Origin of the sequence: Streptomyces triticisoli (assembly GCF_003270085.1) — a bacterium.
Taxonomy (GTDB): domain Bacteria; phylum Actinomycetota; class Actinomycetes; order Streptomycetales; family Streptomycetaceae; genus Streptomyces; species Streptomyces triticisoli.
This window is the reverse complement of sequence record NZ_QFDQ01000167.1, coordinates 1-24,751: the sequence shown is the minus strand read 5'-3', so window position 1 is coordinate 24,751 and position 24,751 is coordinate 1. Positions and strand designations below refer to the sequence as shown.

The following is a 24,751-nucleotide window of genomic DNA, read 5'->3' as shown; positions in this document are numbered from 1 at the left end:
TGGCAGTTTCCTAACTGTCTGTCAGAACTAACGGGTCAGTGCGCCGGCGTCATGTGCAGCGGGATGTTCCGGTAACTGCGCACCACGTTGTTGAGGCGGAAGTGCGGTTCTCCGGCCGGCTCGATCGACTCGTACGCGCGGGCGAGCGCGGCCAGCAGGACCTCGCCCTCCAGCCGGGCGATCATCTGGCCCAGGCAACGGTGGATGCCGACGCCGAAGCCGACGTGGCCGGCGGCATCGCGCCGGATACGGAAGGCGTCCGCGTCCGGCCCCCAGCGGCGGGGGTCGCGGTTGGCCGAGGCGATCGACACCAGCACCTTGGCGTCAGCCGGAATCTCGATGCCCTCGACCTGGACGGCCCGGGTGGTGGTACGGAAGAAGAGCTGGACGGGCGCGTCGTAGCGCAGAGTCTCCTCGAAGGCGTTCCTGGCCAGGGACGGGTCGTCCCTGAGCATCCGCCACTGCTCGGGGTTTTGGGCCAGGGCCAGCAGGGCGTTGCCGATGGTGGCGATGGTCGTGTCAAGCCCTGCGGTCAGGACGGACCGGACCAGCAGGAGGGCCTGCTCGGCGGTGATCAGGCCCGCGTCGTGCGCCTGCCAGATATCGGCCCCGAAGCCCTCCTCGGCCAGGTTTTCCCGGCGGCAGCTTTCGTTGATCCAGGCGTGGACGGCCTCGGCATTGCGGAACGCCTCCTGGTAGATGGCGTTCTTGGGGCCCTCGGAGTTGAAGGCCATACGGCCGTACTGCAGCAGGTGTTCGCGGCCCTCCGGGCGCACCCCCACGGCGTCCGGGAAGACGCGCAGCGGAAAGGCCTCGGCGAGCTCCACCGCCGCGTCCACCTCCGTGCGGTCACCCAGGGAGGCGACGAGGTCGGCGGCCTCGTCCTCGAACCGCTGCCGGAGCCGGCGGACCGCCTGCGGGGAGAAGATGCGGCCGACAATGCTGCGGACTTCGGTGTGCGCGGGCGGATCCGCGTTCAGCAGCAGGCTGGGGGGGCGCCAGGCCTTCTCCTTGGCCGTGTCGGTGATGCCGACCCCTCGGCTGGAGCAGAAGGTCTCCCAGTCGGACATAGCTGACTGAACCTCAGCGAAGCGGTGCATCGACCAGAAGCCGTACTTCGTGTTGTAGGCGACCGGACCTGCGTCCCGAAGCTTCGCATAGCGGCCATAAGGCCACCTGAGCAGCTCCTCCTGCCACGGATCGCACTCATCGAGGTGCACGTTCGTCATGCCATCGACTCCCAACCCAACTCTCCCTTGTGCAGAACATGCGTCCCGCACAACGGAGACTACAGGCCGCTCACCTTGAAAGAAAAGGGCCTTGACGTGGCACAAACTCCATGTAGCGTGTGCTCACCGATTCTTTGACAGAACGTTTGTATCGTTGTGGGAGGCACTGTGGCGCCCAAGATCACTTTTGTGGATCCGGACGGAACGGCCCGGAACGTCGAGGTCCCGGCCGGCCGTTCCGTGATGCAGGGCGCGGTCGCGGGCGGCGTCGACGGGATCGTCGGTGAATGCGGCGGCAACGCCATGTGCGCCACCTGCCACGTCTACGTGGCCGAGGAATGGCGGGACAGGCTCGCGGAGCCGGCCATGGTCGAGCAGGAGATGCTCGAGTTCACGGCGTGCGAGCGCACCGAGGCCAGCAGGCTGAGCTGCCAGATCACCGTCACCGAGGAGTTCGACGGGCTTGTCGTCGAGCTGCCCGAAAGTCAGCTGTGATGGCGGGCACCGTCATCGTCGGGGCCGGACACGCGGGCGCCCAGACGGCGTTCTCCCTGCGCGCGGAAGGCTACCGGGGCCCCATTACGCTGCTCAGCGCGGAGGAGAGGAGCCCCTACCAGCGGCCTCCGCTGTCCAAGGGCTACCTCGCCGCCCTGCGGCGGCGCGAGACCGACGCCGACGATCTGATCAACCTCCACCCGGTGGCGAGCTACGCCGAGCAGGACATCGCCCTCCGCCTCGGCAGTCCGGTCAGCGAGATCGACCGGCACGCCCGCCGGGTGCACACGACGACGGGTAAGGCCTACGGCTACGACCACCTGGTGCTCGCCACGGGCGCACGCGCCCGGACACTGCCCTTTACCACCCCGCGCAGTGAGCGCGTGCGCTTCTTCCGCACCCGCCATGACGCGGCGGCCATCGCGGCTCTGACCGCGGACGCGAGCCGTGTCGCCGTCGTCGGTGGCGGCTTCGTGGGCTTGGAGGCCGCCTCGGTCCTCGCGGCCGCGGGCGCGGAGGTAACCGTCATCGAGGCCGCGGCGCGCCCGATGGGTCGCGGAATGAGCCCGGTCATGGCCGAGTATCTGCTCGCCCGTCACCGCGCACGCGGAGTGGAGGTCCGTGCTGCCACCCGGATTTCGGCCATCGTGGAGGACGGCGGCCGGCTCACGATCGCCACCGGGCAGGACACGACAGGCCCCGTGGATCTGGTGATCGTCGGTGTCGGAGTGCTGCCCAACGACGAACTCGCCCAAAAGAGCGGACTGGAGACGCAGGACGGCATCGTCGTCGACAGCTCCCTGCGCACCACCCGCGACCCGCGGGTCTACGCGGTCGGTGACTGCGCCCGTTTCCCCTCTCCCTTCGCCTCGGCCGCGTCGGTGCGCCTGGAGTCGGTGCAGAACGCCACCGAACAGGGCCGGCACATCGCCAAGTCGATAGCGACCGGCACCGTGTCCGCCTACGAGCGGTTGCCGTGGTTCTGGACCGAGCAGTGCGGGCTCCGCGTCCAGATGGCCGGTCTCGTGGAACCGGCGGACGAGTGCGTCGTCTCCGGGGACCCGGGGCAAGGAGCCTTCTCCGTGCTCGCCTTCCGCGACGGCCGTCTGGCCGCGGTGGAGTCCCTGGGCCGCCCCCGCGACCACGCGCTGGCCCGGCGACTGCTGGCCGACCCGGCCGGGTGGCCGGAGCACGGCGTGCTGCACGGTGCCGGATACGACCTGTCCGCCCTGCGCACGGCCGTAATCTCCCCTGCAACCAACACCGTTGACGGCTGAGGAAGAGGGCGACCGATGAGCGAACAGAAAACCTCCCCCGGGGCGCGGCTGAGGGATCCGGTGGGCCGGGTCTTCCAGGTGCTGCGCCACATGGTCGAGCAGCCGCAGGGCGAGTTCGGGGTCCGCGAGATCGCCAAGTGCTGCGGCATGCAGCCCAGCACCGTGCACCGGGCGCTGGCCTCCCTGGTCGACGAGGGCCTGGTCGAGCGGCTCGACGGCGACACCTACAAGGTGGGGCTGGAGCTGCTGCGTCTGGGCAACCTGGCACAGAAGAAGGTCGACGTGCGCACGGTCGCCCGCCCCGAACTGCACAGCATCGTCGAGGCCTGCAACGAGACGGTGCTGCTGGGGCTGTACGATCCGCGCAAGCGTCTGATGGTGCGTGTCGACAGCGTGCAGTCCCAGCACCCGCTGCGTTACGTCTTCGACCTCTTCCAGTGGACCGAGATCCACCGCGGAGCCTCCGGCCTGGCGATCCTCGCCCATCTTCCGGCCGCCGAACGGGCCGAGATCCTGCGGCAGGCGGAGAACGACACCAACACCCCGTGGGTGGGCAAGGCCGCGGCGGAGACCGAACTGGCCGAGATCCGGCAGCAGGGATACGCCATCACGCACGGCCGCCGCGTGCCCGGCGCGGTGGGCATCGCCGCCCCCATCTTCGACCACCGGTCACGGGTCATCGGCGACCTCATCATGACCGTGCCGCAACAGCGGTACACCGACAAGCTCGGCAAGCAGTACGTGGACCTCATCGTCAGCGCGGCCCGGCGAATCTCCCGGGACATCGGCCACGAGAACAGTCCCGTCGCGGACGAGGAGTTCCGGTGACCACCGGGGCGCCCCGACGCGGCCCCGGTGCGGTGGTGCTGCTCCACCCGGCCGGCGCGACCAGCGAAATCTGGTGGAAGGTCACCTCCTTGCTCCCGAACGACCTTCGGGTGCATGGCTTCGACCTGCCCGGCCGCCCCGGCGACCAGGCGGCGGCTCCTGAGGGCCGGACCGGCCCGCCGACGTTCGAGGAGGAGGCGGACCATCTTGCAAGTTGGATGGCGTCGGCCGGACTCGACCGGGCGGTCCTCGCCGGCATCTCGATGGGAGGCATGCTCGCGCAATACACGGCGGCACGCCATCCGTCGATAGTTGCAGGCCTTGTCATCGGCAACACCAACCACCGGCAGACCCCGGAGGGGCGCGCGGCCCTGCTGCGGCGGGCACACAGGTGTGCCTACGGAGATCTGACCGACGACTACCTCGACGAGACGATCGAACGGTGGTTCACCCCCGGGTTCCACCGCCGCCACTCCGGCGACGTGGACCGGGTCCGGCGAATCATGCGCCGGGTGCCCGCCGCCGAGCACAGCGCCGACTGGTCACGCATCGCCGGACTCGACACGACCGCGCTGCTGCCGGCCATCGGCTGCCCCACAACGGTCATCGCAGCGAGCCACGACACCTCCACCTCCGCCGCCGTCCAGCGGGAGATCGCCGACCTCCTCCCACAGAGCAGCCTCGTCGTCACGGACGACGCCGCCCACATGTCATGTGTCGAAGAGCCCGTCATCTGGGCGGACGCGATCACCCGCCACCTGCGCGACGACACCGACGCGGGCCCGACACCCCATCCTTAGGAAGAAAGATGTCCCATACATCGGCTCAACTCGACGTCATCATCGCCGGCGCGGGTATCGGAGGCCTTGCCACCGCCCTCGCCCTGCGCCAGCACGGCCACCGGGTCCGGATCTACGAACGGGCCACCGAGCTCACCGAGGTCGGCGCCGGTCTCCAGGTCAGCCCCAACTCCACCCGGGTGCTGGACAGCCTCGGCCTCGGCTCCGGCCTGGCCCGCACCGGGGTCCGCCCGGTCCGCCTGGAGAGCCGCGACTGGCAGGACGGCCGGCTGCTGGGGGTCCACGCGATGAACACCGACCCCCCGCAGTACGGCGCCTACCACTATCTGATCCACCGGGCCGAGCTCCTGGACATCCTGACCGAGGCCGTGCCCTCACAGCTTGTACACCTCGGCCGGGCCGTGACCGACGTGGTCCGCAACGACGACCGTGTCACCGTACGGCTGTCCGACGGCGAGACGGTCAGCGGTGACCTGCTCATCGGGGCGGACGGTATCCACTCCACCGTCTCCACGGTCATGTTCGGCACCAGCCGGCCCCGGTTCTCCGGCACCGTCGCCTACCGGGCCCTGCTGCCCGCCCACGAGGCCGAGGACCTCAAGCTCGAGAACACTTCGACCAAGTGGTGGGGACCGGTGGTCGAACACCATCTCGTCCACTACTTCGTCAACTCCGGCTCGACGGTCAACATCATCGCCGTCGTCCCCGAGGACGACTGGCAGACCGAGTCCTGGACGGCTCAGGGCGAGCCGGACGACCTGGCCAACGCGTTCAAGGACTACGCCTGGCCCATACCCGACCTCGTCAAGCGTGCCGGGACACCCCTGAAGTGGGCGCTGCACGAGCGGGACCCCCTGCAGCGGTGGTGCACGGGCCGCGTGGCGCTGCTCGGCGACGCCTGCCACCCGATGGTTCCTTTCCTCGCCCAGGGCTCCGCCATGGCCATCGAGGACGCAGCTGTGCTGGCCCGCTGCCTCGACCAGGTCTCGCGGGTGGGCGTCGAGCGGGCGCTGCAGACCTACGAGGCCACCCGTAAGGCACGAACATCACGCATTCAGCAGGGCGCCCGGGTCGATACCCCGGAGACCTGGAAGCTGCGGGACTGGATCTACGAGTACGACGCGACAAGCACCCCTCTCATCGACCCTACGAACACCCTGAGCACCATCACGGACGGAGACACCGCGACATGAGAACACGCCGTACCTTCGCCATCGGCACTGCCGCTTCGCTGGCCCTCCTCCTGGCGGGCTGCGGCAGCGACTCCTCGGCAGAAAGCGACAACAAGATCACCTTCTCGGTGTGGGACACCGGGCTGACCGGCGCGGTGCCCAAGGCGCTGGCCGACGACAAGGCCCTGCAGGACAAGTACGGGATCAAGGTGTCGGCCGTTTCCACGCCGAACCTGCCCGAGGTGTACTCCAACGTCCTCAGCGGCAAGGCCAACGCCAACGTCGGCGCACCCGAGACCTTCGCCTCGATGGCAGAGAAGGGGGCGAAGGTCAGGGTCGCGGGTGTCGTCGCACCCAACACCACGGTGATCGTGGGCCGCAAGGGCCACTTCGAGCCGAAGGACCTGAAGGGCAAGCGGCTGGCCGCCATCACCTCCTCCGGCGCCTGGTCGGTGATGGAGGCGCGGCTGAAGGACAAGTTCGGACTCACGGCCGGCAAGGACTTCGAGGTCGTCACCGTCCCCAACATGCTCACCGGCTCCGCCCAGGTCGCCGCGGGCACGGCGGACTACGTGATGGGCTGGGAGCCGTCCGTGGAGCAGACGCTGAAGAAGTACCCGGACATGGCCGTGCTGCTCACCTCGGAGGAACTGGGCGTCGACAACTCCTGGCAGTTCGTCCTCGGTATCTCCGACCAGGTGTCCGACAAGTCGGTCGAGGGGCTGCTCAAGGCCCTCGACGCCACTATCGACAAGCTCAAGAGCGACCCCGCCCTGGCCGACTCCTACGGCGCCAAGCAGGGCTACCAGGACGACACGGTCTCCCGGGTCCTCAAGTCCGGCTCCCTGCCCATGGACGCCGAACCACTCAACGACGCCGGCCGCACCTCACTCATGAGCGACCTCAAGGTGATCTACAAGTCCGGCGGGCTGAAGAAGGAACCGACCACCGCGCTCCTGCGCTGACGCGAGGAACTGCAACTGCCATGACCACTGAAACGACAACCACTCGCCCGGTCGGGAAGGCAGCGCCCCCAGCCGCCTCCCCCGCCGGCCGGCGAGACCTCCTCGCGGCCGTGCGCAACAAATGGGCACTCGCGCTGGTCATAGTCCTGCTGCTGGGCGGTGTGCAGATATCCAGCATGGTTCTGCCGTCGTTCATCTTCCCCGGGCTCGACCAGATCTGGGCGAGCTTCGTCGAGATCCTGTCCCACCAGTTGTCCGACATCGGCATCACCCTGGCGCGGTTCACCGTCGCCCTGTCACTGTCCTTGGCAGCCGGGTGGGCCATCGGACTTGCCATGGGTGCCTTCCGCAAGACCATCGGGGAGTTCTTCACCCCGGCGTTCTCCATCATGCAGGCGGTTCCGGCCCTGTCGTGGGTGCTGCTGGCGGTGTTGTGGATCAGCGACGTCAACCTGCGCATCGGATTCATCTGCTTCTTCATCAGCATGCCGCTGATCGCGATCGCGGTGTACGAGGGTATCCGCAACATCGACCCGGAGATCGTCGAGGCGGTCGACCAGTTCCGGCCGACCAAGCTACAGGTCCTGCGAATGCTGCTCATCCCGCAGTCCCTGGTCTACCTGCTGATGTCGGTGCGGTCGGTCTCCGCGTTCTCCCTGAGGATCTTGGTGTTCGCCGAACTGATCGCGGCGAGCACGGGCATCGGCCAGCGGATGCAGGTGGCCCAGACCAACTTCCAGCTCGACATGATCTTCGCGTGGACCCTGGTCCTGATCATCGTGAACTTCGTGCTCGTGTTCCTCATCGACAAAACGGAGCAGCGTCTGCTGCGCTGGCGTGGAGAGGCGGTCATCCGGTGACGTCAATCGAGAAAATCATCGATGTCCAGGACGTCTCGGTGTGGTTCGGCGACTTCAACGCCGTCGACCACCTGAACTTCCACGTTGACGTCGGGGAGCGGGTGGCCATCCTCGGCCGGACCGGCGCGGGCAAGTCGACCCTGCTCAACCTCCTCATCGGCAACCTGGACCCGACCTCGGGCACGGTCCGGGTGGCCGGCAAGGATCCCCTCCGTGAACGCGACGAGCTGCAGGGCATCGTGGCCATGGCCTACCAGTCGCCGCGGCTGCTGCCCTGGCGTACCGCCAAGGCCAATGTCGAGGCCGGACTGGAGATCCTCGGCGTGGACAAGCAGGAGCGATCGCAGCGGGCCCTGCACTGGCTGCGCAAGGTCCACCTGGACAACGCGGCCGACCGCTACCCCAACCAGCTCTCGGGCGGTATGCGGCAACGCACCTCCCTCGCCCGGGCATTCGCGATCGACCCCAAGCTCATCTTCCTCGACGAGAGCTTCTCGGCACTGGACGAGGTCACGGCCAAAAGCCTGCGGGCGGACTTCGTCGAACTCTGCGAATCCACCTCGGTGAGCTCCGTCATCGTCACGCACAGCATCGAAGAAGCGTTCCAGATCGCCGACCGGGTGCTCGTCTTCGGCCGCCCCGCCCGGATCCTCGGCGAGTTCGACGCCGCCGAGGAACGCGAGCGGTACCGCGGACGCCTCTCCGACCTGCGCGACCACATCCACCAGCTCATGGTCGCCGCCGAACAGGCCGACCAGGACGGGAGCCGGCATGCCTCCTGAGCACACCCCGCACAGCGGCAAGCCCGTCGTCGTGGTCACCGGCGCGGCCCAGGGCATCGGTGCCAGCCTCGTCCACTCCGCGCTGGAGGCCGGGTGGCGCGTGGCCGCCCTGGACGTGCAGGACTGCCAGGACACCTTCGCCGACGTCGGAAACGACGTCTCGGTCCACCAGGTGGACATCACCGATGAGGAGCAGGTCCACGCGACCCTCAACGCCGTCGAGGCGCGTTTCGGCCGGGTGGACGCTCTGGTCAGCGCCGCGGCGCTGTTCACCGCCCTCACCCACAAGGCGTTCACCGAGATCGACGGCGCGGAATGGGACCGCGTCTTCGAGGTCAACGTCAAAGGACCGTTTCTGCTGAGCAAGCACGTCGCCCCTCTGCTCCGGCGGGCGGGGGGCGGCGCGATCGTGCACTTCGCGTCCAACGTGGTCTCGTTCGGCATGGCGAACTTCCTCCACTACGTGGCATCGAAGTCCGCCATCATCGGTATGACCCGCAGCCTCGCCCGTGAGCTGGGCCCGGACCACATCCGCGTCAACTCGGTGTCACCGGGCTTCATCGAGACCGAGGTCACCGAACGCGAAAGAGACCCCGACTACCGGGCCGCCCTGGTCAGCAGACAGTGCATCCCGGTGCCGATGACGCCCGAGGACGTGTGTTCCACGGTGCTGTTCCTGATCTCGCCGGGAGCCCGGGCCATGACCGGGGAGAACATCCTGCTCAACAGCGGTACACACATGGGCCCGGCCTGAACGGCGAAGAGAAAAGGTGACTGTGAACGTCGTATCACCCGTTGACGGCAGCTCGCTGGCCGAGGTCGAGGCCACGGACGCCGCAGCGATTCCCACCCTGCTCAACCGTGCCCGCGACGCCCAACGTTCCTGGCAGGAAAGCACACCGGAGACACGCAGAGGCGTACTGCTGCGGACCGCCTCCGCCATCCGGGAGAACGAACAGAGGATCGCCCACAACGAGTCCCTCAACACAGGCAAACCAGAGGCGGACACCCTCCGGGAGGTCCGCCGCGCGGCGAACTGCTTCGAGTACTACGCGGGCTGGGTGGACCACGTCGTCGGCGAGACCCTCCCGATCGGAGCCGACGACCACGTCTACACCCTGCGCGAGCCCCTCGGCGTGGTCCTCGGCATCGTGCCGTGGAACATGCCGTTCGCCTTCGCCGCGAAGAAGATCGCCCCGGCCCTCGCCTTCGGCAACGCCTGCATCCTCAAGCCGGCCCCCGAGACTCCGATCACCGCCCTCACCCTGGCCGACCTCCTCGCGGAGGCGGGGGCGCCCGAGGGACTGGCGCAGGTCGTGGTCGGAGACGGCGGACTCGGGGCGGCTCTGGTGGCGGCCGAGGGCGTCGACCTGATCGTGTTCACCGGTTCGGTCGCCACGGGCAAGGCGATCGCGCGCTCCGCCGCCGCGAACCTCACCCCGTGCGTCCTCGAACTCGGCGGCAGTAACGCTCAGGTCGTCTTCGACGACTGCGACCTGGAGGCAGCAGTGAACGCTGTCTTGGTCGGGGGTTTCGGCTCCACCGGGCAGATGTGCGTGGCCGGCAGCAGGGTCTTCGTCCACCGGGCCGTCTACGATGACTTCGTGGGCGCGCTCTCCGCGCAGGTGGAGCGGCTCGTCGTCGGGGACTTCCGGTGCCCGGGCGTGTCCATGGGACCGCAGACCACCGCCCTGCAGCGCACCCGCACCCAGCAGGCGATCGACGACGCCGTGCGCGGCGGCGCCCGGATCGGCGCACAGGGCAGGCTCCACTCCTCGGCCCAGGACTCCGAGGGCTTCTACGTCAGGCCCACGTTGTTCGTGGACGTGGCCGCGGACTCGCCCCTCATGACCGAGGAGATCTTCGGCCCGGTGGTGTCGGTGGCCCCCTTCTCCGATGCGGAGGAAGCAGTGCGGCTGGTCAACGACTCCCCATACGGGCTGGCGGCAGGCGTGTGGACCAATGACATCGCCCGCGCCCACCGACTCGCCAGGAGACTGCAGGCCGGCACCGTATGGCTGAACACCTACCGGGTCCTCAACGACCGGGTTCCCTTCGGGGGAGTCAAGGCCTCCGGCTACGGCCGGGAGAACGGCTCCTCGGCCCTGGAGACCTACACCCGGCCGAAGGCCGTCTGGGCCTCCCTGTCCATCGGCGACTCCCACGGGTACTCCTTCGGAACGTGATGCACTCCGTTACGTTCCACGGTCGGAAAGAGAGCCACCGGCCTCCGCGGCCGGCAGGGCCGGGTTCGCTCGTGGGCGATCCCGGCCCGGGGAAAGCAGACGTGGGTCTACTGCCGAAGGCTGGGACCGGTTTTCTTCCTCTCGTCCGGGGATTCTGCCGCGGGCGAGGCGGGAGTGGTCGTCGACGGCAGGGTAGAGCGCTGTAGCCCAGGGTGTGGAGCCAGCCACAGTCGGCGCCAGAATGCTTCTTACGGCCTGCCCGGCAAGACCAGCAGCTTGTAAGCACCTTGTGACCGCCGCCACCGGGATGGCGCCAGGCTTTCTGATGCCCGGGTGGGCCAGTGCGCAGCCGGACTTCGGACGTTTGCAGCTACATATGGCGCTGCCGATACCCCGACATGGCCTCCGTCACCAACCTTCGCGGGCGGAACACCGTGTCCGCCAGTCCCCGCTCTCGATGCGCTGGCCTCCAACCAGCAGCCGTGCCGTGACGGTCGACCCGGCGACGTACACCCACGCGCGTACAGACGCACCGTCGGTCTCGCGGGTCACCTCGCGCTCGATCCGCTCGTACAGGCTGCGCGGGTCACCGGCCACGTAACCCTCCAGCCGGTCCAGGGCGGTGAGGACTTCCCCGTACTTCTCCGGGAGGGCGGCCACGAGTTCGCCCCGGACCACTCCGCCCGGCTCCTCCACGGCGTACGGATGGCCGGGGCCGTCGTAGAGCACCGCGCCGGCCAGCCGGGCGGGTTCCTCGGAGCGGGTGCGGTCGCGCAGGAACACGGCGTGGTTGTTCTCGCCGGGGCGCAGGGTGCCGTAGACGAAGAACGGGAGCGGGGCGGGCGCCGGAGACATCACAGAAACGATTCTCTCCCCTCACACATCGGCACGTTATGACTATGGACATGACATGTCATGGCCCCTTAAATCTCAGGCGACAGCGCAACCCCATGCGCCCGAGGGCGCCCGCGCTCAAGGAGACCGATGAGTCGGACACGGCACATCCGAGCTTCCCGCCTCGCCACAGCCGGCACAGCCGCCACCGCCGCCACCCTGCTGGCCGCCGTACTCTCCCCCGCCGCGCACGCGGAGAACAGACCCACCCGGGCCGCCGCGATCGAGAACGCCGCCTCGGCACTCGAGGACCACGCCGCGGCCCTGGGCCTCACCTCCGCTCAGGCCACGACCGTACGGGACGTGATCGTCGACAAGGACGGTGCGCAGCACGTCCGCTACGACCGGACGTACCGCCAACTTCCTGTCCTGGGCGGGGACTTAATCGTCCACCTGGCCCCTGACGGCACCTACCGGAGCGCGGACCGGGCCTCGAAGGGCACGGTTTCCCTCGCGAGCACGACCCCCCGGCTCTCCGCCCCGAAGGCCGCCGACCTCGCGGCGGACGAACTGCGCGCGGAGAACCGCGGCACGAAGCTGAAGCAGGTCAAGACCAAGCCCGAGCTGATCGTCGACGCCCTGCACGGCGCCCCGCGCCTGGCCTGGCGCACCATCGCGGTCGGGCTGGACTCACTGGGCAACCCGGTGGCCCGTACGGTCCTGACCGACGCCCGCACCGGCGCGCAGATCGACGCCTGGGACACCATCGAGACGGTGGCGGGCGACGGCCAGTCGCTCTACGGCGGCACGGTACCGCTGGAGACCACGCTGTCGGGATCGACGTACCAGCTCAAGGACCCGACACGCGGCAACACGTACACGGGTGACGCGGCCAACAAGACCGACCTCTGTTTCTTCGGCATCTGCTTCCAGCGGGCGCCCGCCACGGTCTTCACGGACGCCGACAACCACTGGGGCACGGGCACGACCGCGGACCGCGCGTCGGCGGCGGTCGACGCGCAGTACGGCACCAACGAGACCTGGGACTACTACAAGAACGTCCACGGCCGCAACGGCATCGCGGGCGACGGCAAGGGCTCGTACAACCGCGTCCACTACGGCAGCAACTACAACAACGCCTTCTGGGACGACAGTTGCTTCTGCATGACGTACGGCGACGGTGACGGCACGACGTTCGGCCCGCTGGTGTCCCTGGACGTGGCCGGCCACGAGATGTCGCACGGCGTCACGTCCAAGACGGCGGCGCTGACGTACTCGGGCGAGTCCGGCGGCCTGAACGAGGCCACCTCCGACATCTTCGGCACGCTGGTGGAGTGGTACGCGAACAACTCCGCCGACGCGGGCGACTACCTGATCGGCGAGAAGATCGTCCGCTCCGGCTTCGGCAAGGCGGCCCTGCGGTTCATGGACAAGCCGTCCAGGGACGGCAGTTCGGCGGACTACTGGAGCAGTTCGGTCGGCAACCTCGACGTCCACTACTCCTCCGGCGTCGCCAACCACTTCGCCTACCTGCTGGCGGAGGGCAGCGGCCCGAAAACCATCAACGGCGTCAGCTACGACTCCCCCACGTACAACGGCTCCACGGTCACCGGCATCGGCCGCGACAAGCTCGGCAAGATCTGGTACCGGGCCCTGACGGTCTACATGACGTCCTCGACGAAGTACGCGGGCGCGAGGACGGCCACCCTGAACGCCGCCAAGGACCTCTACGGCGCGGGCAGCACCGAGTACAACGCGGTGGCGGCGGCGTGGAGCGCGGTCAACGTGAACTGAGCGCTCACGCTTTGAGCGATGCGGCCGCCCCCGCCTTCACCATGGGGGGCGGCCGTCGCGCTGGTCAGCGAGCTGGTTGTTCAGCAGACCACACCGTGAGGGCCCTCCGCGCCGTCCTGGTGCCGTGGCAGGGCACTTCGGCATGTGGATCTCCGTAGTGGTCGGAGACCCAGGTGTCAACGATGATCGTCAGTTTTACTGAGTTTGTGGGTGTGATGTCGTCATCTTGAGTCCGGTGGCGGCGAGGCATCCGTCGATGACGTCGCTGCGGTACTGGAGCTCGCGCAGGCGGTGCCGCAGGACGCGGATCAAGTGGTCGGGGTCGGTGAAGGCGGTGTTGGCCTGGGCCGAGCGGCGGATCACCGACCAGATGCCCTCGACCGGGTTGAGGCCGGGTGCGTAGGACGGCAGTTGGTGGGACGTGATCCAGTCGTGGGTGTCGATGAAGTCCCACAGGCGGTGGTCCAGGTGCACGTTCAAGTTGTCCCACACGAGCACGAGCGGCGCCCTGAGCTGCCGGTGGGCGGCGGTCAGCAGGTCGCGGTAATCGGTCCAGGCGAGGCTGCGGCGACCACGCCGCCTGTGGTCCGCATGCCGCCCGGGCCTGAAGATCAGACGGGAGCGTTCGCCGCTCTTGTAGCAGGCCAGGGCGGCGATGGAGAAGCGGCGCTGGGAGCGTCCTCGCACGCGGACGACGGGGGTGTGCCCGCGCCTGGCCCAGGTGCGGCAGATGGGCGGCGCCGGCGAGAAGCCGGCCTCGTCCTCGAAGACGAGGAAGGCCCCGCGCGCCGCCGCGCTGCTTCCACCCGCGGCCAGGTCTCCTTCACCCAGCCGGCCACCGCCTGCTCGTCCCGTTCCGCCGCCCGCCGGGCGGGGACCTGGTGGCTGAAGCCGTGGCGGTGCAGCATCTGCGCGATGGCCGACAGGGTCATGCTCGTGTGGAACCGGCGCCCGATCAGCGTCCTGATTCTGGCCAGGGTCCAGGTCTGGTCTTCCCAGCCGTGCGCGACCGGCCCCTTGGCCAGCTCCTGCTCCAGCACCGCGAACAAATCCCCGCCCAGTTTCGGCCGGGCGGCCGAGCCCCTGGAGTGCAGCGCCGGCCGGCCACCGTCCTGCCAGGCGCGGCGCCGGCGCTGCACCGAGCGCACGCTGACCCGCAGCTGCTTCGCCACCAGTGCGTTGTCCTGCCCGGCCGCGAACATTCCCGCCGCTTCCAGCCGGAGCCCCTCACGAAAGGCACGGCGCTCGGCGGTCAGCCCACCGCCTTGCGGATACCTCATGGTTCGGGCATACCACGGCCATCGCCAGCCGTCAGCCCCGACGACATCACACCCACAAACTCAGTAGAAGCCCCGCGCCACAGACTGAGTTACAACTTTCTCTACTGGTTCAAGATGATGCCTCCGGCGGGGGATCGGCCGGCACCGGGATGGAGGGGGCGCCGCTTCCGACTGCGGGCCCGTAGTGGCGTGCGCGGGGAGCTCCCATCCCGTCCGCCGTCGACCCAGGCAGAGCCGAGCAGACGCGGCCCCTGGCGTCCAGGTCGTTCGTACAGTGGCGCGCTCCACCTGGACGCCAGGAACCACGCCTGCTCCACGGTGTGTGGGTCGACGGCGGACGGGATGGGAGCTGGGGTGAGTGGTGGGTAGGGATGGCGTCGCCAGGCTGGGGGTAGGCACCCGCTGCTACTGCGCTCCGAAAGATAAGTCCACGCCGTTGCGCAGCTCCTCGCGGGTCTTCGTGAGCCGTGCTCGGTCTCCGATCTGCAATTGGTACTGGTTTGCGCCACCGGAGACACCAGAGACCGTCAGGGGCCAAGTGCAGCTGTTGCCCACTACCTTGCCGGGGGTGCCGCTACCGAGGCGCCCCTGAGAAAGCGTGTGCCCTGACAGATCGAAGACACGGACCGTGGCGCCATGTCGAAGATCCGCAAAATCATCTATGCCGACGCACCCCTCATCCCCCTGGCCGTGCACCCAGGAGGACCCGAACACGGTGACGGTCCCCGTAGCCGTGAAAGCGGGTCCCGAGGGCCGACCGTCTTGCTCACTCATCCACCACATGAGACCCACAGCGCCAGCCCCGACGACCACACCCGCAAGTGCGCCTGAGAGGAGGAGCACCCACCTGCGCCTTGCGTGGTTGTCCCTGACACCTAGGGTCACCGGCTCTTCGGCAGCCTTACCACTCTCATCAACTGGCATAGCCTGATCTTGACACCCTCCGGAAGGGCCCGTAGCCGACGTACTGAGATCGTGATCCCAGGGCCTGGGCGGCCGTCGCAGCCCTTGGCGTGCCCGTTCGAGAGGCGCGCCAGGGGGAGCCACGGGGAACATCGGTCAGTGCTCAGCGAACACACAGGTCAGCGCTCTGCCAGGTCTAGCCAGATCCGCATACGCGATCTTCCAAACTGGCGCCCTGAAACACGCGCGGCGAGGCTTGACTCGGTCATTGAGAATCCACCGAACTTTTCGGAATGGGCGCCCAGGCTCTCCAGCTGCCGTATATTCTCGCCAACACCGAACCGGCTCCAACCAGGCAGAAGGTGACACAATGTCTGTTGTAGAAGAATACTGGTCAGGAGTGCTGCGACGCCTTCAAGCCGAAGTCGATATCTTCAATAAGCTAATCAAGCATTGGGGCGAACGGGGCCGAGAAAATGAACTGTCACTAGCCAGACTTCTGGAAAATTTGATACCCCAGCGGTACGGAGTCGGCTCGGGAATGATTATCGACTGCGAAGATAGATACTCCCAGCAAACCGACATTGTGGTGTTCAATCAGGCCGACGAACCTGCATTCTTGGCTCAAAGCAATCAAGTGCTATTCCCGATCGAAAATGTACGGGCGTGCATTGAGGTAAAAACTACGGTGAACAAGGATGAGATTAAAGAATCCGGGACGAAGCGAGAGTCGCTGCATAAGCTAATCCCCAAACAAAGCACTCATCCGCTATTCCACTTTGTTGGGTACACGCCTAGTCAGCACGCGGAAACGCTCGCAGGACATCTTCGCGGCCTAGAAGACAAGCAGAGGCCTGACCTTTTTTGCATCGTCGACAACGGCATGATAGGCGGCCGACGTGAGCTGCTACATCCAATATTGGGAGACGCTGTAGGAGCGGACGCTAACTACGTAGTCGCTATGACCTATTTGCATGACAGGGATGCGTCTGGCCAGCGCCAGATTGGACAGTACTACGAACCGCCAGCCGACTTCACGGAGGCCAGAGTCCTTTACCAGGGTGGGAGCTACCCGATCGTAAAAGTCAGGAAAGACTGGATGGTTGCGGAGCCGTCACGTGCTCTCTTGATCTTCTGTGCGTGCCTCGTACACACCTTGGCCGTACATGAAGGGAGAAGACCACCCGCTTCCAGTCACTACCTTTCTGGGGCCACCCTCGACATTGCGGCTATCTAGGAGAGCAAATGAGAGAGGCCGGCGTGCAGGTCAAGGTAGCCGGCCATGGATACTCTTTCCCAGCTGAAGTGAGCACAAAGTTCTGCCGCGCTCGGCCTCAACGGGTTTTCTGACACATCATCGCTAACTATGTAGAACGGCGTACCGTCCCGCTCGCAACGACGCCCCAAGGACATCACGTCAACCAGGCTCGGTTCGCTTCCATCGACGTTGGCCAGGCCCTCCTCGTAGCCGAGTTCCACCTGGATTTTGCGCGTGAACCAAATATTGTGCTCGATTTGAGGAGAGAAGGCGCGCAACATCGGAGCGACGCCCTGGGACCAAAAAGCTACAGGTTCGTCACGCGCGAAGGTCGTTAAGTCGTCGACCACTGCTCGGGGGAAGACAAGAACCCCGTCTGCTATGAGAGGGGTCAGCTTGTCGAATAATTCCGACATGTTGTCTTTCTGGACGCACTGGTTGACCGCCATGAGTGCCGTCGAGTCACAGATGTACCTAGCCTCCAACCCGCTACCCTTCGGCACCCGACTGTGACAGTACGCGCAGATCTGCTAGTTCAGATCGCGATACCTTAAGAATATCGAGCACCTGAGTCTCAGGCAGAATGTCTGACTCGGCAGCTTCTAGGAGCGAGCCAACGTAATGACGGCCATACGTCTGCAGCCGCACGCGCGCACGGTTTTGTGGGCGATCCGGATCCGGTCGCCCTCCCTTAGCCCGCTTTTCCAGTGTCCGGCTTACAGAAGAGTAGAGCCCCGGCCGTGCTAGCCCAAGCTTCTCCAGCCTCAAAGCAACGGCCAGCAGACTCACCTTGTATCGACCCCGGAGTGCCGATACCTGATCGAGGGTGGAGACTTTCTCGGAGCCGAACTTCTCCGCGACATACTTGCGAAAGTCTTGTTCTGGAATCAGGAATGAAGCCGCCACCTCATTGCACCAGCGTTCAACTCCCTCGTCGTTTCGAACTAGACATAGAGAGTCGTCATGAAGGGCTAGGTGTGCAAGCTCGTGCACATAGGAGAACAAGCGTGCACGGTAGTGCTCCTTCGTGTTGATGGCCATCAACGGAGCTACGGGGTGAGGTAAAGAAAAGCCGCGGACTGCGGTATCTTCGTCAAATGGCAAGTGCAGTACAGTAAGACCGCGCTCTTGCAGTCGCTGGCGGAGTATTTGACTCGTTCGCGCTTCGGTATTACTGGTTTGGATTTCCAATGTCCAGTCGATCCAAGTAGCCAGCAAAGCTGCGACCTTCTCAGGCGCGCAGTGAACATTGGCTTCCGGGATGGCCGGGTTGAGGTCGTCCAATTTACGGCTCAGCCAGGCAGACACGGTTTGAACGCGTTGAGCTAAGCGTAATTGTTGAGAAATCTTAGGGTCAGGTGCGAGCCATTCACCTTTCCCGTACATAGTTCTAAACGCCGCATTCGCTGTTCGTGTCTTAGGTGGCCTTGCCAAGAAGAAGAAGTTCTCAGGGCGCCCTAATACCTTGGATAGCCGCTTGAACTGGCCAGTCGACGGGTGGGCCTCTTCGGACTCCCACTGCTCAATCGTGGCAGGAGCGACGCCCAGGGCCGCAGCCAGTGTGCTCACGCTCATGCCGACATCGGCTCGCGCCCATGCTAGGACGGAGCCAGTCACCGGAACGGGTTTGACTGCCACATGAGCAGTGTTCCACCGATCCTTCTCCAATACACGCCTCCTGCACGGATGGTGAGCGAACCGGTACGCGACAGCGAAGGTCAGGTCCTTGGCGCCGTGCTCTCAACCAGCCTGGTCTCTCCCTGCCGTGGCGCCGCGTCCGTTCGGTAGGCACCAGGTCGTCAGGTCGGCGGCGACCGCACGCCGAGGGTCTGCCTCGTGTTCGAGGCGTAAGCCGGAGGTCGAGTGGGTCCACGGACTGTCCGATGCGTCGAAAGCCGACGGGACCATGATCACTAGCCAGGTCAAGTCCAGCCCAAGCCGTTCCGTCGACGTGGGCCTTCAGGGTGCATCGCGAAGGCTTTCAGGCGCAACGCAAGCTGTACTAATCCCGTGTAGCTTTAGGTTGTGCCACAAGTTGGGTCAACTTGTGGTTCAAGTCGAAACTGTGGTCCAAGCGATGGACCTCGCAGGTCAGCTCCCGAACGCGGCCCGGCCTGGCGGCATCCAGACCGGACCAGCGTCCGCGGAGCAGCGGTCGAGTCCGGCCGTTTAGGTCACGGCCGGACTCACCGCGTTACTTGCTCCACGAGAGCAACGACGCCCACGAGAAGGCTGAGCGCCGACAGAGTCACCTGCCAGCGGTCCGGCCCCGGCCAGCGTTTCCTAGCCTTCCTGAACAATCGAACCCTCACGGCCGCCCCTCTCTTCCCAGGGCACTCCGCATCGGGAGTGCTCCAACCAACCCGACCATCGGCCGGGACATCACGGAGGAAGATGAGCAGCGAGCACAGCCTAGCGCCCAACTCGCCGCCGTTTGCCGCGCCTTGGCGCGACTGTCTCTGCGCGAGAATTATCGGCAGTACTTACGCGCGTACTTGTTCAGAAAGCTCTCGACGTTCGCGGGTCATTTTTGACCTCCAGCCCCCAAAGAGGCCGCCAGAGGACCACACAGCGGTTGAGCGCGAACGGACAAGTGCATGGGAACGCCTGCATGGCGACGCACCTCTCCACAAAAAGGTGACGCATGTCACACTCTGGCGCCTGGCGATGGGGCTCGCTACTGGGCGTTCGCCTCACCGCGAAGCGCACCAGAACCTGCTGGAGGTTCCATGAACGCGACCACCCTCACAGCCCGGCACGGCTCTGTTCGGGCTAGTGCTACGCCGCGTGGGCAGCGGGAGCCGGCGTGGAGGAGCGCAAGCGGGAGTCGGTATGCCACCTCATCCCGCAGCAGCGCCGGAAGAAGGAGCAGGAGTTCGAGCGCCAGGTACCTGGACCAGCACTGGCCGACCTGGGGTGAGCGCAGGCAGGAGCTTGGCTTTTGACATCCACGGCTGACATCAACGAGGCCGGACGGCGGCATACACCAGCGTCCCCGCCCGACCGTCGCATCGGGCGGCAGCGGCACCCGGGGCGGGAGTGGATCGAACTCCTAAAGCGGGTGTCGCAGGTTCGAATCCTGCCGGGGCACAGCGAGAAGGGCCAGCTCAGGGGGGTACCTCCCAGACTGGCCCTTCTCCCCCACCGTCGCGGATCATGGTTCCGAGTCGATCGGCGATGGCCCGGTCCCGGTCGCGAGGCCGCCCCTACGGCGCTCACCCAGGTCGGTCCATCCGGCCCTGCTGCAACCGCAGAAAGCAGTGGCTTGTCTCCTTCTCCATGACAGTCAACCGACGGCCGCACCCCACACCCGACGACCGGGAGTTGCGGCTGTGGAAGGTCGGCCGGGCGCTGACGCTCGCCTTCGTCGCCGCGGTCCTGGTCGCAGGCAGTATCTTCTATGGGCTGGTGGAACTGCTCGACTTCAAGGAGATCGACAGCACCGCGAAGCTCGACGCGAAGACGCTCTTCGACCTGGTGAAGCTCTCCTTCGGGGTGGTCGCCGGGGCTGGTGCACTCGTCGCCCTGGTCGTGGCCTACCGCCGCCAGCGTGTCGACGAGGCCGGCGCCCACCGCGAAGCCACCCGCCTTCACACCGAACGCTTTTCCCAGGCTGTCGACAAACTCGGATCCGACTCCCCGGCCGTCCGCCTCGGCGGAGTCCACGCCCTAGCTGGCCTTGCCGACGACGCCCCCGACGACAGCCTGCGCCAGACCTGTATCGACGTTCTGTGTGCCTACCTGCAGCTCCCCTTTACCTCGGATCCTGGCGACGATCCCACCCATCAAGAAGAGCACCATCGATACTTGGCCTTCCGCAAGGTCCGGCACACGATTCTGCGTCTCATCGGCGACCACTACAGGCGCCCCCAGGGGACCCACCGCTCCTGGCAGGGCTGTGATCTCGACCTGACCGGCGTCACCGTCGGCTGCGATGTGTCCTTCGATGGTGCAACTTTCTCCGATGGCACCGTCTCCTTCGATGGTGCGACATTCTCCGATGGCACCGTCTCCTTCGGCGATGCGAAATTCTCCAGCGGCGCGGTGTCCTTTCGTGGTGCAACGTTCTCCAGCGGCATGGTGCGTTTCGACGGTGCGACGTTCTGCGGTAGCAGGGTGTCGTTCAGCGCTGCAGTGTTCTCCGGCAGCGTGATGTCGTTCCCCAGGGTTGCCTTCTCAGGTGGTGCGGTGGCCTTCAATGGGGCCACCTTCGCTGACCACGGGGTGACCTTCCAGGCCGCGGCGTTCTCTGGCTGCGACGTGTCTTTTATGCATGCGACGTTCTCCGGCAGCTCTGTGTGCTTCGAACACGCGGCGTTCTCTGGAGGTGAGGTGTCATTCCGCGAAGCGACGTTCTCTGGCGGCGAGGTGTCGTTTCGCGAGGCGGCGTTCTCCAATGGCGAGGTGCTGTTCCTCGGGGCGGGCTTCCTTGGCGGGCTAGTGTCGTTCTGCGATACGAGGTTCAGCGGCGGCTTGGTTGCTTTCAATGAAGCGGTGTTCCGCCGCGGCGAGGTGTCGTTTCGCGGAGCGGCATTTTCCAGCGGCATGGTGATCTTTCACGATGTTGAGTTCTCCGGCGGCGCGGTGGCTTTCCGTGAAGCAACGGGATTGGCCCCCCGTGGGCTTATGGCTGCCGTAAGCACCTCTGTGTCTGATTCAGTCACCCTTCCCTCGGCTTGGCAGGCACCGAGCCCATAGAGCTCAGGGGGCGAAACGGTCGTCTGCGCCTCCAGGGATTCGCGATCGGATGATCCAATCGGGCCTCTTGGAGACTCCGTGATCAATCCGATGCGACGGGCGGCTGCATTGTGCCCCCCTTGACGCCTCCCATAGGGTGCCCGGAGTGGGCCCACCGCTTGGCCCACTGGTTGGACGAGGCCGAGCGGAACCCGGACACCTTCCGCTGGTACGCCGGCGAGCCCACCGACGTGGCACCCGAATCGCACCGGTTCGCGATCGAGTTCATCGGGTCGCTGATGGACAAGAATGTCCTCAAGCCGCCAGGGCCGCGGTGAGCAGCGTGCCAGAGCCGTGCCAGATGGTGCGGGGAACCACGAGAAACAACGGTCACTCAATAAGCACGTTCACAGGTCATAGGGCCGCTCCGCAGCAGGTCACCAAGTCTCTTGAGAGCGTGGGGCCCTAGCTTCCCAAGCTGAGGTCGTACGACTGCGCGGGCCAAGGATGTTCTGTCAGCGTCGACCAGTAGCCTGCGACGATCAGTCATGGCATGCCTGGAGGCTTCGTGGAAGCTACCGCTCTCGTCAGTCCCGATCGGTTGTGGTCGGCGCAGGAGATCTTGGTGCGTCCGAGTCCTGTCCCGGCGGCGGCAGGGGTATACGGGTGGCACTTCGAGCAGTCGCCCCACCCCGGACCTGGACGTCGGGCGCCTGCTCTATGTCGGGATAGCCCCGCGGTACATGGCGAACCGGACCAGTACCCAGAACCTGCGCAAGCGGGTGCGCTACCACTACCGGGGCAACGCGGCCGGCTCGACGCTGCGGCTCACCCTCGGATGTTTGCTCGGCCTTGAGCTACGCCGCGTGGGCAGCGGCAAGCGGATGACCTTCGGCAAGGCCAGCGAAGCCACCCTGAGCCAGTGGATGGCGGACAACGCGCGAGTCTGCTGGATCGAGCAGGACGAACCGTGGGATCTGGAGTCACAGCTCATCTCCCAACTCGACCTCCCACTGAACCTCGACCAGAGCCGCCAGAACGTGTTCCACGGCCGTCTGAAGGAGTTGCGGGCCCAAGCCCGCCAGCAAGCACGGCAGTTGCCCATCAGCTCGTAGGTCAGTTCGCCGCTGTCTGGCTAGGTTGTCTCCAGCCACACACGGTGGGCTGTAGCGCGGAAGCCACAGCCCACCGTACTGTTACTAGGTCCTCCGGTCGCTGTTACTTGACGAAGAGGATGTGGTAACACCCGGTCAGGACGATTGCCGTCGTCACGACCAGGGACTTCAGGCGGGCGGTTCGGCGCTCATCGGCAATGGCAAACCGAACCGTCTGCCCCATCTCCTTGAACATGTCTCTCATACTTTTGATTTCCTCCAATCTGTAGAGACACCGGACGGAGCCTCTACCCTTCCTGGTAGTGGGAAACAAAAAAGCCCGACTTCAATTTGCGCGACAAAAATATTGCGCAAAAAGAAATCAGGCTACGATTTCGAACTCAGATATTAGGTTGACAATGTTCGCGCCCTGATGTCTCTGACATCGGCAACGGAAGCGCTCTGCCACCATTGTGTGTCGGATACCTGGGTCTTAGACCAGGCTAGCACAGGTGAGGCAACGTCAGCAATGGTCTGCTGTAAGGAAGTCATGCTTCCCGAGCTGAGAGCGCAGGCGCCGGCAGCACGTGTCAGCCATCGCGACTTGCTCTGGTCGACGGCACTGGCAGCGTGGTGCAGGCAAGTGGGGTGCAGCGAGACACACGCACTTGGTCGGTCGGCTAACCCGCCGTCATGGCTGACTGTCGGCGGTCGAGGTTCGTGCCACAACCGTGCCAGATGCAGGGGTCAGCCACGGTCAACACCGGTGTCTCATGGTCGAGTACATGCCCGCTTCACCGGCCGTCGAAGCCGCAGCTCAGGCCCGAGACCACCCAGCCTCTCTCCTAAAGCGGGTGTCGAGGCCCGACGTCATTGCGCGCGGTGCTGAGCGAATACCTGCTGCTGCTCGTCCCGCCAGCTCCAGGTGGCCGGCCGGGAGAAGGGCAGGCTTCGGGCAAGGCCGGAGAACTGGTCGGACGGCTCCCGGCTGGCCTTGTTCACCACGATCGCCGAGAGCATCGGGGCTCGTCCGCCCTCGTTGCGGTGGAGGCAGACATCCTTGAGCAGGTAGGTCATGACTCCGCGGTGAGGCGGGACGGAGTCGAAGCCCTGTGCCGCCAACTCGGCGCTCAGCTCCCCGTACGTGATGGTCTGGCCCTGCCGGGCCCGCTTCCGCAGGATCTCCACGGCCGCTTCGACCGCTGCCGGGTACTCCGGGTCCTTGATCCTCATTGCCCCTCCCCCATCGCGTGGACACTGCCCAGCCCGCGCATCGTACCGACCAGGCACCGCCCCGTACTGCTGGATGAGGTTCCCCCTCTGAGTAGCGGAAACCCAGGTCACCAAGATCCCCGGCAAGACCCAGGGCAAGAAGACGTAGGGCGCCCCGCCCTGGTCTCACCAGAACCTCGGGTCCGTGGTGTGCCGTGGCCCCGGCTCTCGCCGTGCTTCGGCACCCTCACCGCAACTGTCGGCGCGTTCGGAGAGTCGTACCCTCCGTGACCGAAGAACGTACACAGCACGGTGTGAGGTTGTCGCCCGCCGTCTCCACTGCGGCAGGCATCGGGAGTCTGGCTCTCGCCGCCGTGGCGAGCTGGAGCAGCCTGCTGCTGGTCGTGCAGGGGCGGGTGGTCCCCGGCTGGGGGGTGAGTGCGGTTCTCCTTGTCATGTCGCTCGTTCTCCGATGGGCCCTCACCCGGGTGGGCCGCCCGGCGGGTGCTTCGCAGTTCCCGCGGAAGCGAGCCGCGTGGGCACGGCCGGGGAGCAGTTTGCTGATCGTCACGGCGGTGCTCGGCACGGCGTGGGGAGCGGTGGACGACCTGGTCTCGAACGCGGAGTACCACGTGCTGCGTCCTGCGGGGCCGGGGGGCTGCACGGCCGTGGTGCGGGAGACGTTCTTTCTCGTGGTCGGCAATGGCGAGGCGTACGCGGTGGGGCGTACCGGCCTGGCCCTGGGCAAGTCGGGATCCTGGGTGGTCGACGATGGTTACCGGCCCGTCGACGCAGGCACGTACGAGTTGGACTGGGGACGGGACAGCGGTCTTCTGCGGATCAGCGGTACGAGCACCGATCCGGTTGTCCGCGGGGGATCGGCCGACATCGACTGCTGGTGGTAAGGCTGGTCACGCTCACCGGCGTGCCCGGTGCGGGGCCCTCGCTGACACAGCACAAGGCCAGTCACTGCCGGCGCGGCAGTCACACATCGGAGGCGGCAGCCGACCGTGTGCAAGTGCCTTAGAGGTCCTAACAGAGTGCTCGGACGCGCCGGTGCAGGATGAGGCAGACAGCCAACTGCAGGAAGGCGTCATGGATGTCG

General features: G+C 66.2%; 23 protein-coding genes. 16 read left to right on the top strand and 7 right to left on the bottom strand.

The features are described 5' to 3' along the window. Positions 1-35: 35 nt before the first annotated feature. Positions 36-1,229: a cytochrome P450 gene (locus DEP02_RS22550; protein ID WP_112469517.1), complete on the bottom strand. Its 1,194-nt coding sequence runs from the start codon at positions 1,227-1,229 to the stop codon at positions 36-38. 189 nt (positions 1,230-1,418) lie between these two features. On the opposite strand from DEP02_RS22550, the gene DEP02_RS22545 reads away from it, so the two are divergent. From DEP02_RS22545 to DEP02_RS22500, 10 genes are all read left to right on the top strand, one after another. After that, entirely contained in the window at positions 1,419-1,724 is a 306-nt protein-coding gene (locus DEP02_RS22545) for a 2Fe-2S iron-sulfur cluster-binding protein (protein ID WP_232839236.1), read from the top strand. After that, a complete protein-coding gene (locus DEP02_RS22540) occupies positions 1,724-3,001 on the top strand; it encodes an NAD(P)/FAD-dependent oxidoreductase (RefSeq protein WP_112469515.1) in 1,278 nt (425 codons plus the stop codon). The genes DEP02_RS22545 and DEP02_RS22540 overlap by 1 nt, the downstream gene beginning before the upstream one ends. Before the next feature lie 15 nt (positions 3,002-3,016). After that, positions 3,017-3,829 carry an IclR family transcriptional regulator gene (locus tag DEP02_RS22535; RefSeq protein ID WP_112469514.1) on the top strand — a complete coding sequence of 271 codons (813 nt, stop codon included), beginning with the start codon at positions 3,017-3,019 and terminating at the stop codon, positions 3,827-3,829. Further along, entirely contained in the window at positions 3,826-4,629 is an 804-nt protein-coding gene (locus tag DEP02_RS22530; protein ID WP_112469513.1) for an alpha/beta fold hydrolase, read from the top strand. Before DEP02_RS22535 ends, DEP02_RS22530 begins: the two co-directional genes overlap by 4 nt. 8 nt (positions 4,630-4,637) lie before the next feature. Beyond that, complete coding sequence (locus DEP02_RS22525) at positions 4,638-5,822, top strand: FAD-dependent monooxygenase (protein ID WP_157977517.1); 1,185 nt, start codon at positions 4,638-4,640, stop codon at positions 5,820-5,822. Beyond that, positions 5,819-6,766: an ABC transporter substrate-binding protein gene (locus DEP02_RS22520; protein ID WP_112469511.1), complete on the top strand. Its 948-nt coding sequence runs from the start codon at positions 5,819-5,821 to the stop codon at positions 6,764-6,766. Before DEP02_RS22525 ends, DEP02_RS22520 begins: the two co-directional genes overlap by 4 nt. A 110-nt stretch (positions 6,767-6,876) precedes the next feature. After that, positions 6,877-7,626, top strand: coding sequence for an ABC transporter permease (locus tag DEP02_RS22515; RefSeq protein WP_157977516.1), 750 nt, complete (start codon positions 6,877-6,879; stop codon positions 7,624-7,626). Beyond that, positions 7,623-8,408, top strand: coding sequence for an ABC transporter ATP-binding protein (locus DEP02_RS22510; protein ID WP_157977515.1), 786 nt, complete (start codon positions 7,623-7,625; stop codon positions 8,406-8,408). Before DEP02_RS22515 ends, DEP02_RS22510 begins: the two co-directional genes overlap by 4 nt. Then, positions 8,398-9,162, top strand: coding sequence for an SDR family NAD(P)-dependent oxidoreductase (locus DEP02_RS22505; RefSeq protein WP_112469508.1), 765 nt, complete (start codon positions 8,398-8,400; stop codon positions 9,160-9,162). The genes DEP02_RS22510 and DEP02_RS22505 overlap by 11 nt, the downstream gene beginning before the upstream one ends. A gap of 22 nt (positions 9,163-9,184) precedes the next feature. Then, complete coding sequence (locus DEP02_RS22500) at positions 9,185-10,594, top strand: aldehyde dehydrogenase family protein (protein WP_157977514.1); 1,410 nt, start codon at positions 9,185-9,187, stop codon at positions 10,592-10,594. A 408-nt stretch (positions 10,595-11,002) separates the two neighbouring features. Here DEP02_RS22500 and DEP02_RS22495 read toward each other — a convergent pair whose 3' ends face one another. Beyond that, entirely contained in the window at positions 11,003-11,449 is a 447-nt protein-coding gene (locus tag DEP02_RS22495) for a gamma-glutamylcyclotransferase family protein (RefSeq protein ID WP_112469506.1), read from the bottom strand. A gap of 129 nt (positions 11,450-11,578) precedes the next feature. Between DEP02_RS22495 and DEP02_RS22490 the strand changes: the two genes are divergently transcribed. Further along, a complete protein-coding gene (locus DEP02_RS22490) occupies positions 11,579-13,222 on the top strand; it encodes a M4 family metallopeptidase (protein ID WP_112469505.1) in 1,644 nt (547 codons plus the stop codon). A gap of 195 nt (positions 13,223-13,417) precedes the next feature. On the opposite strand, the gene DEP02_RS35900 is transcribed toward DEP02_RS22490, so the two are convergent. Next, positions 13,418-14,502, bottom strand: a protein-coding gene (locus DEP02_RS35900) for an IS630 family transposase (protein ID WP_438947790.1) whose coding sequence is annotated in 2 segments (ribosomal slippage) — positions 13,418-13,977 and positions 13,977-14,502 — 1,086 coding nt in all. Because the reading frame shifts where the segments join, the coding sequence is not laid out codon by codon here. A 1,273-nt stretch (positions 14,503-15,775) separates the two neighbouring features. Between DEP02_RS35900 and DEP02_RS22475 the strand changes: the two genes are divergently transcribed. After that, a complete protein-coding gene (locus tag DEP02_RS22475) occupies positions 15,776-16,642 on the top strand; it encodes a DUF6602 domain-containing protein (RefSeq protein WP_112469503.1) in 867 nt (288 codons plus the stop codon). On the opposite strand, the gene DEP02_RS22470 is transcribed toward DEP02_RS22475, so the two are convergent. Together DEP02_RS22470 and DEP02_RS22465 are read right to left on the bottom strand one after the other, a co-directional pair. Continuing rightward, positions 16,639-17,112 (bottom strand): hypothetical protein, encoded by a 474-nt coding sequence (locus tag DEP02_RS22470; protein WP_157977513.1) that lies wholly within the window; start codon positions 17,110-17,112, stop codon positions 16,639-16,641. The genes DEP02_RS22475 and DEP02_RS22470 overlap by 4 nt on opposite strands. Positions 17,113-17,152: 40 nt before the next feature. Beyond that, positions 17,153-18,301: an XRE family transcriptional regulator gene (locus DEP02_RS22465; RefSeq protein ID WP_157977512.1), complete on the bottom strand. Its 1,149-nt coding sequence runs from the start codon at positions 18,299-18,301 to the stop codon at positions 17,153-17,155. Between the two features lie 1,641 nt (positions 18,302-19,942). Here DEP02_RS22465 and DEP02_RS22460 point away from each other — a divergent pair. From DEP02_RS22460 to DEP02_RS22455, 3 genes are all read left to right on the top strand, one after another. Then, positions 19,943-21,361 (top strand): pentapeptide repeat-containing protein, encoded by a 1,419-nt coding sequence (locus DEP02_RS22460; protein WP_112469500.1) that lies wholly within the window; start codon positions 19,943-19,945, stop codon positions 21,359-21,361. 158 nt (positions 21,362-21,519) lie between these two features. Next, positions 21,520-21,678 (top strand): hypothetical protein, encoded by a 159-nt coding sequence (locus DEP02_RS33625; RefSeq protein WP_157977511.1) that lies wholly within the window; start codon positions 21,520-21,522, stop codon positions 21,676-21,678. Positions 21,679-22,083: 405 nt separating this feature from the next. Further along, positions 22,084-22,455 (top strand): GIY-YIG nuclease family protein, encoded by a 372-nt coding sequence (locus DEP02_RS22455; protein ID WP_232839235.1) that lies wholly within the window; start codon positions 22,084-22,086, stop codon positions 22,453-22,455. Positions 22,456-22,558: 103 nt separating this feature from the next. On the opposite strand, the gene DEP02_RS35365 is transcribed toward DEP02_RS22455, so the two are convergent. Together DEP02_RS35365 and DEP02_RS22450 are read right to left on the bottom strand one after the other, a co-directional pair. Beyond that, positions 22,559-22,690, bottom strand: coding sequence for a hypothetical protein (locus DEP02_RS35365; RefSeq protein WP_269809373.1), 132 nt, complete (start codon positions 22,688-22,690; stop codon positions 22,559-22,561). A 614-nt stretch (positions 22,691-23,304) separates the two neighbouring features. Continuing rightward, positions 23,305-23,667 (bottom strand): hypothetical protein, encoded by a 363-nt coding sequence (locus DEP02_RS22450; protein WP_112469499.1) that lies wholly within the window; start codon positions 23,665-23,667, stop codon positions 23,305-23,307. A 536-nt stretch (positions 23,668-24,203) separates the two neighbouring features. Here DEP02_RS22450 and DEP02_RS33620 point away from each other — a divergent pair. Then, the gene (locus DEP02_RS33620; RefSeq protein WP_157977510.1) at positions 24,204-24,551 is read left to right on the top strand and encodes a hypothetical protein; all 348 of its coding nucleotides are present in this window, start codon (positions 24,204-24,206) and stop codon (positions 24,549-24,551) included. The last annotated feature ends 200 nt before the right edge of the window (positions 24,552-24,751 follow it).

Coding starts and splice junctions, on each gene's coding strand:
- DEP02_RS22455 (WP_232839235.1), top strand. CDS start 22,084: ATGGCGAACCGGACCAGTACCCAGAACCTGCGCAAGCGGGTGCGCTAC.
- DEP02_RS22495 (WP_112469506.1), bottom strand. CDS start 11,449: ATGTCTCCGGCGCCCGCCCCGCTCCCGTTCTTCGTCTACGGCACCCTG.
- DEP02_RS22450 (WP_112469499.1), bottom strand. CDS start 23,667: ATGAGGATCAAGGACCCGGAGTACCCGGCAGCGGTCGAAGCGGCCGTG.
- DEP02_RS22525 (WP_157977517.1), top strand. CDS start 4,638: ATGTCCCATACATCGGCTCAACTCGACGTCATCATCGCCGGCGCGGGT.
- DEP02_RS22460 (WP_112469500.1), top strand. CDS start 19,943: ATGACAGTCAACCGACGGCCGCACCCCACACCCGACGACCGGGAGTTG.
- DEP02_RS22505 (WP_112469508.1), top strand. CDS start 8,398: ATGCCTCCTGAGCACACCCCGCACAGCGGCAAGCCCGTCGTCGTGGTC.
- DEP02_RS22490 (WP_112469505.1), top strand. CDS start 11,579: ATGAGTCGGACACGGCACATCCGAGCTTCCCGCCTCGCCACAGCCGGC.
- DEP02_RS22550 (WP_112469517.1), bottom strand. CDS start 1,229: ATGACGAACGTGCACCTCGATGAGTGCGATCCGTGGCAGGAGGAGCTG.
- DEP02_RS22520 (WP_112469511.1), top strand. CDS start 5,819: ATGAGAACACGCCGTACCTTCGCCATCGGCACTGCCGCTTCGCTGGCC.
- DEP02_RS35365 (WP_269809373.1), bottom strand. CDS start 22,690: ATGTTCAAGGAGATGGGGCAGACGGTTCGGTTTGCCATTGCCGATGAG.
- DEP02_RS22475 (WP_112469503.1), top strand. CDS start 15,776: ATGTCTGTTGTAGAAGAATACTGGTCAGGAGTGCTGCGACGCCTTCAA.
- DEP02_RS22535 (WP_112469514.1), top strand. CDS start 3,017: ATGAGCGAACAGAAAACCTCCCCCGGGGCGCGGCTGAGGGATCCGGTG.
- DEP02_RS22540 (WP_112469515.1), top strand. CDS start 1,724: ATGGCGGGCACCGTCATCGTCGGGGCCGGACACGCGGGCGCCCAGACG.
- DEP02_RS22470 (WP_157977513.1), bottom strand. CDS start 17,112: ATGGCGGTCAACCAGTGCGTCCAGAAAGACAACATGTCGGAATTATTC.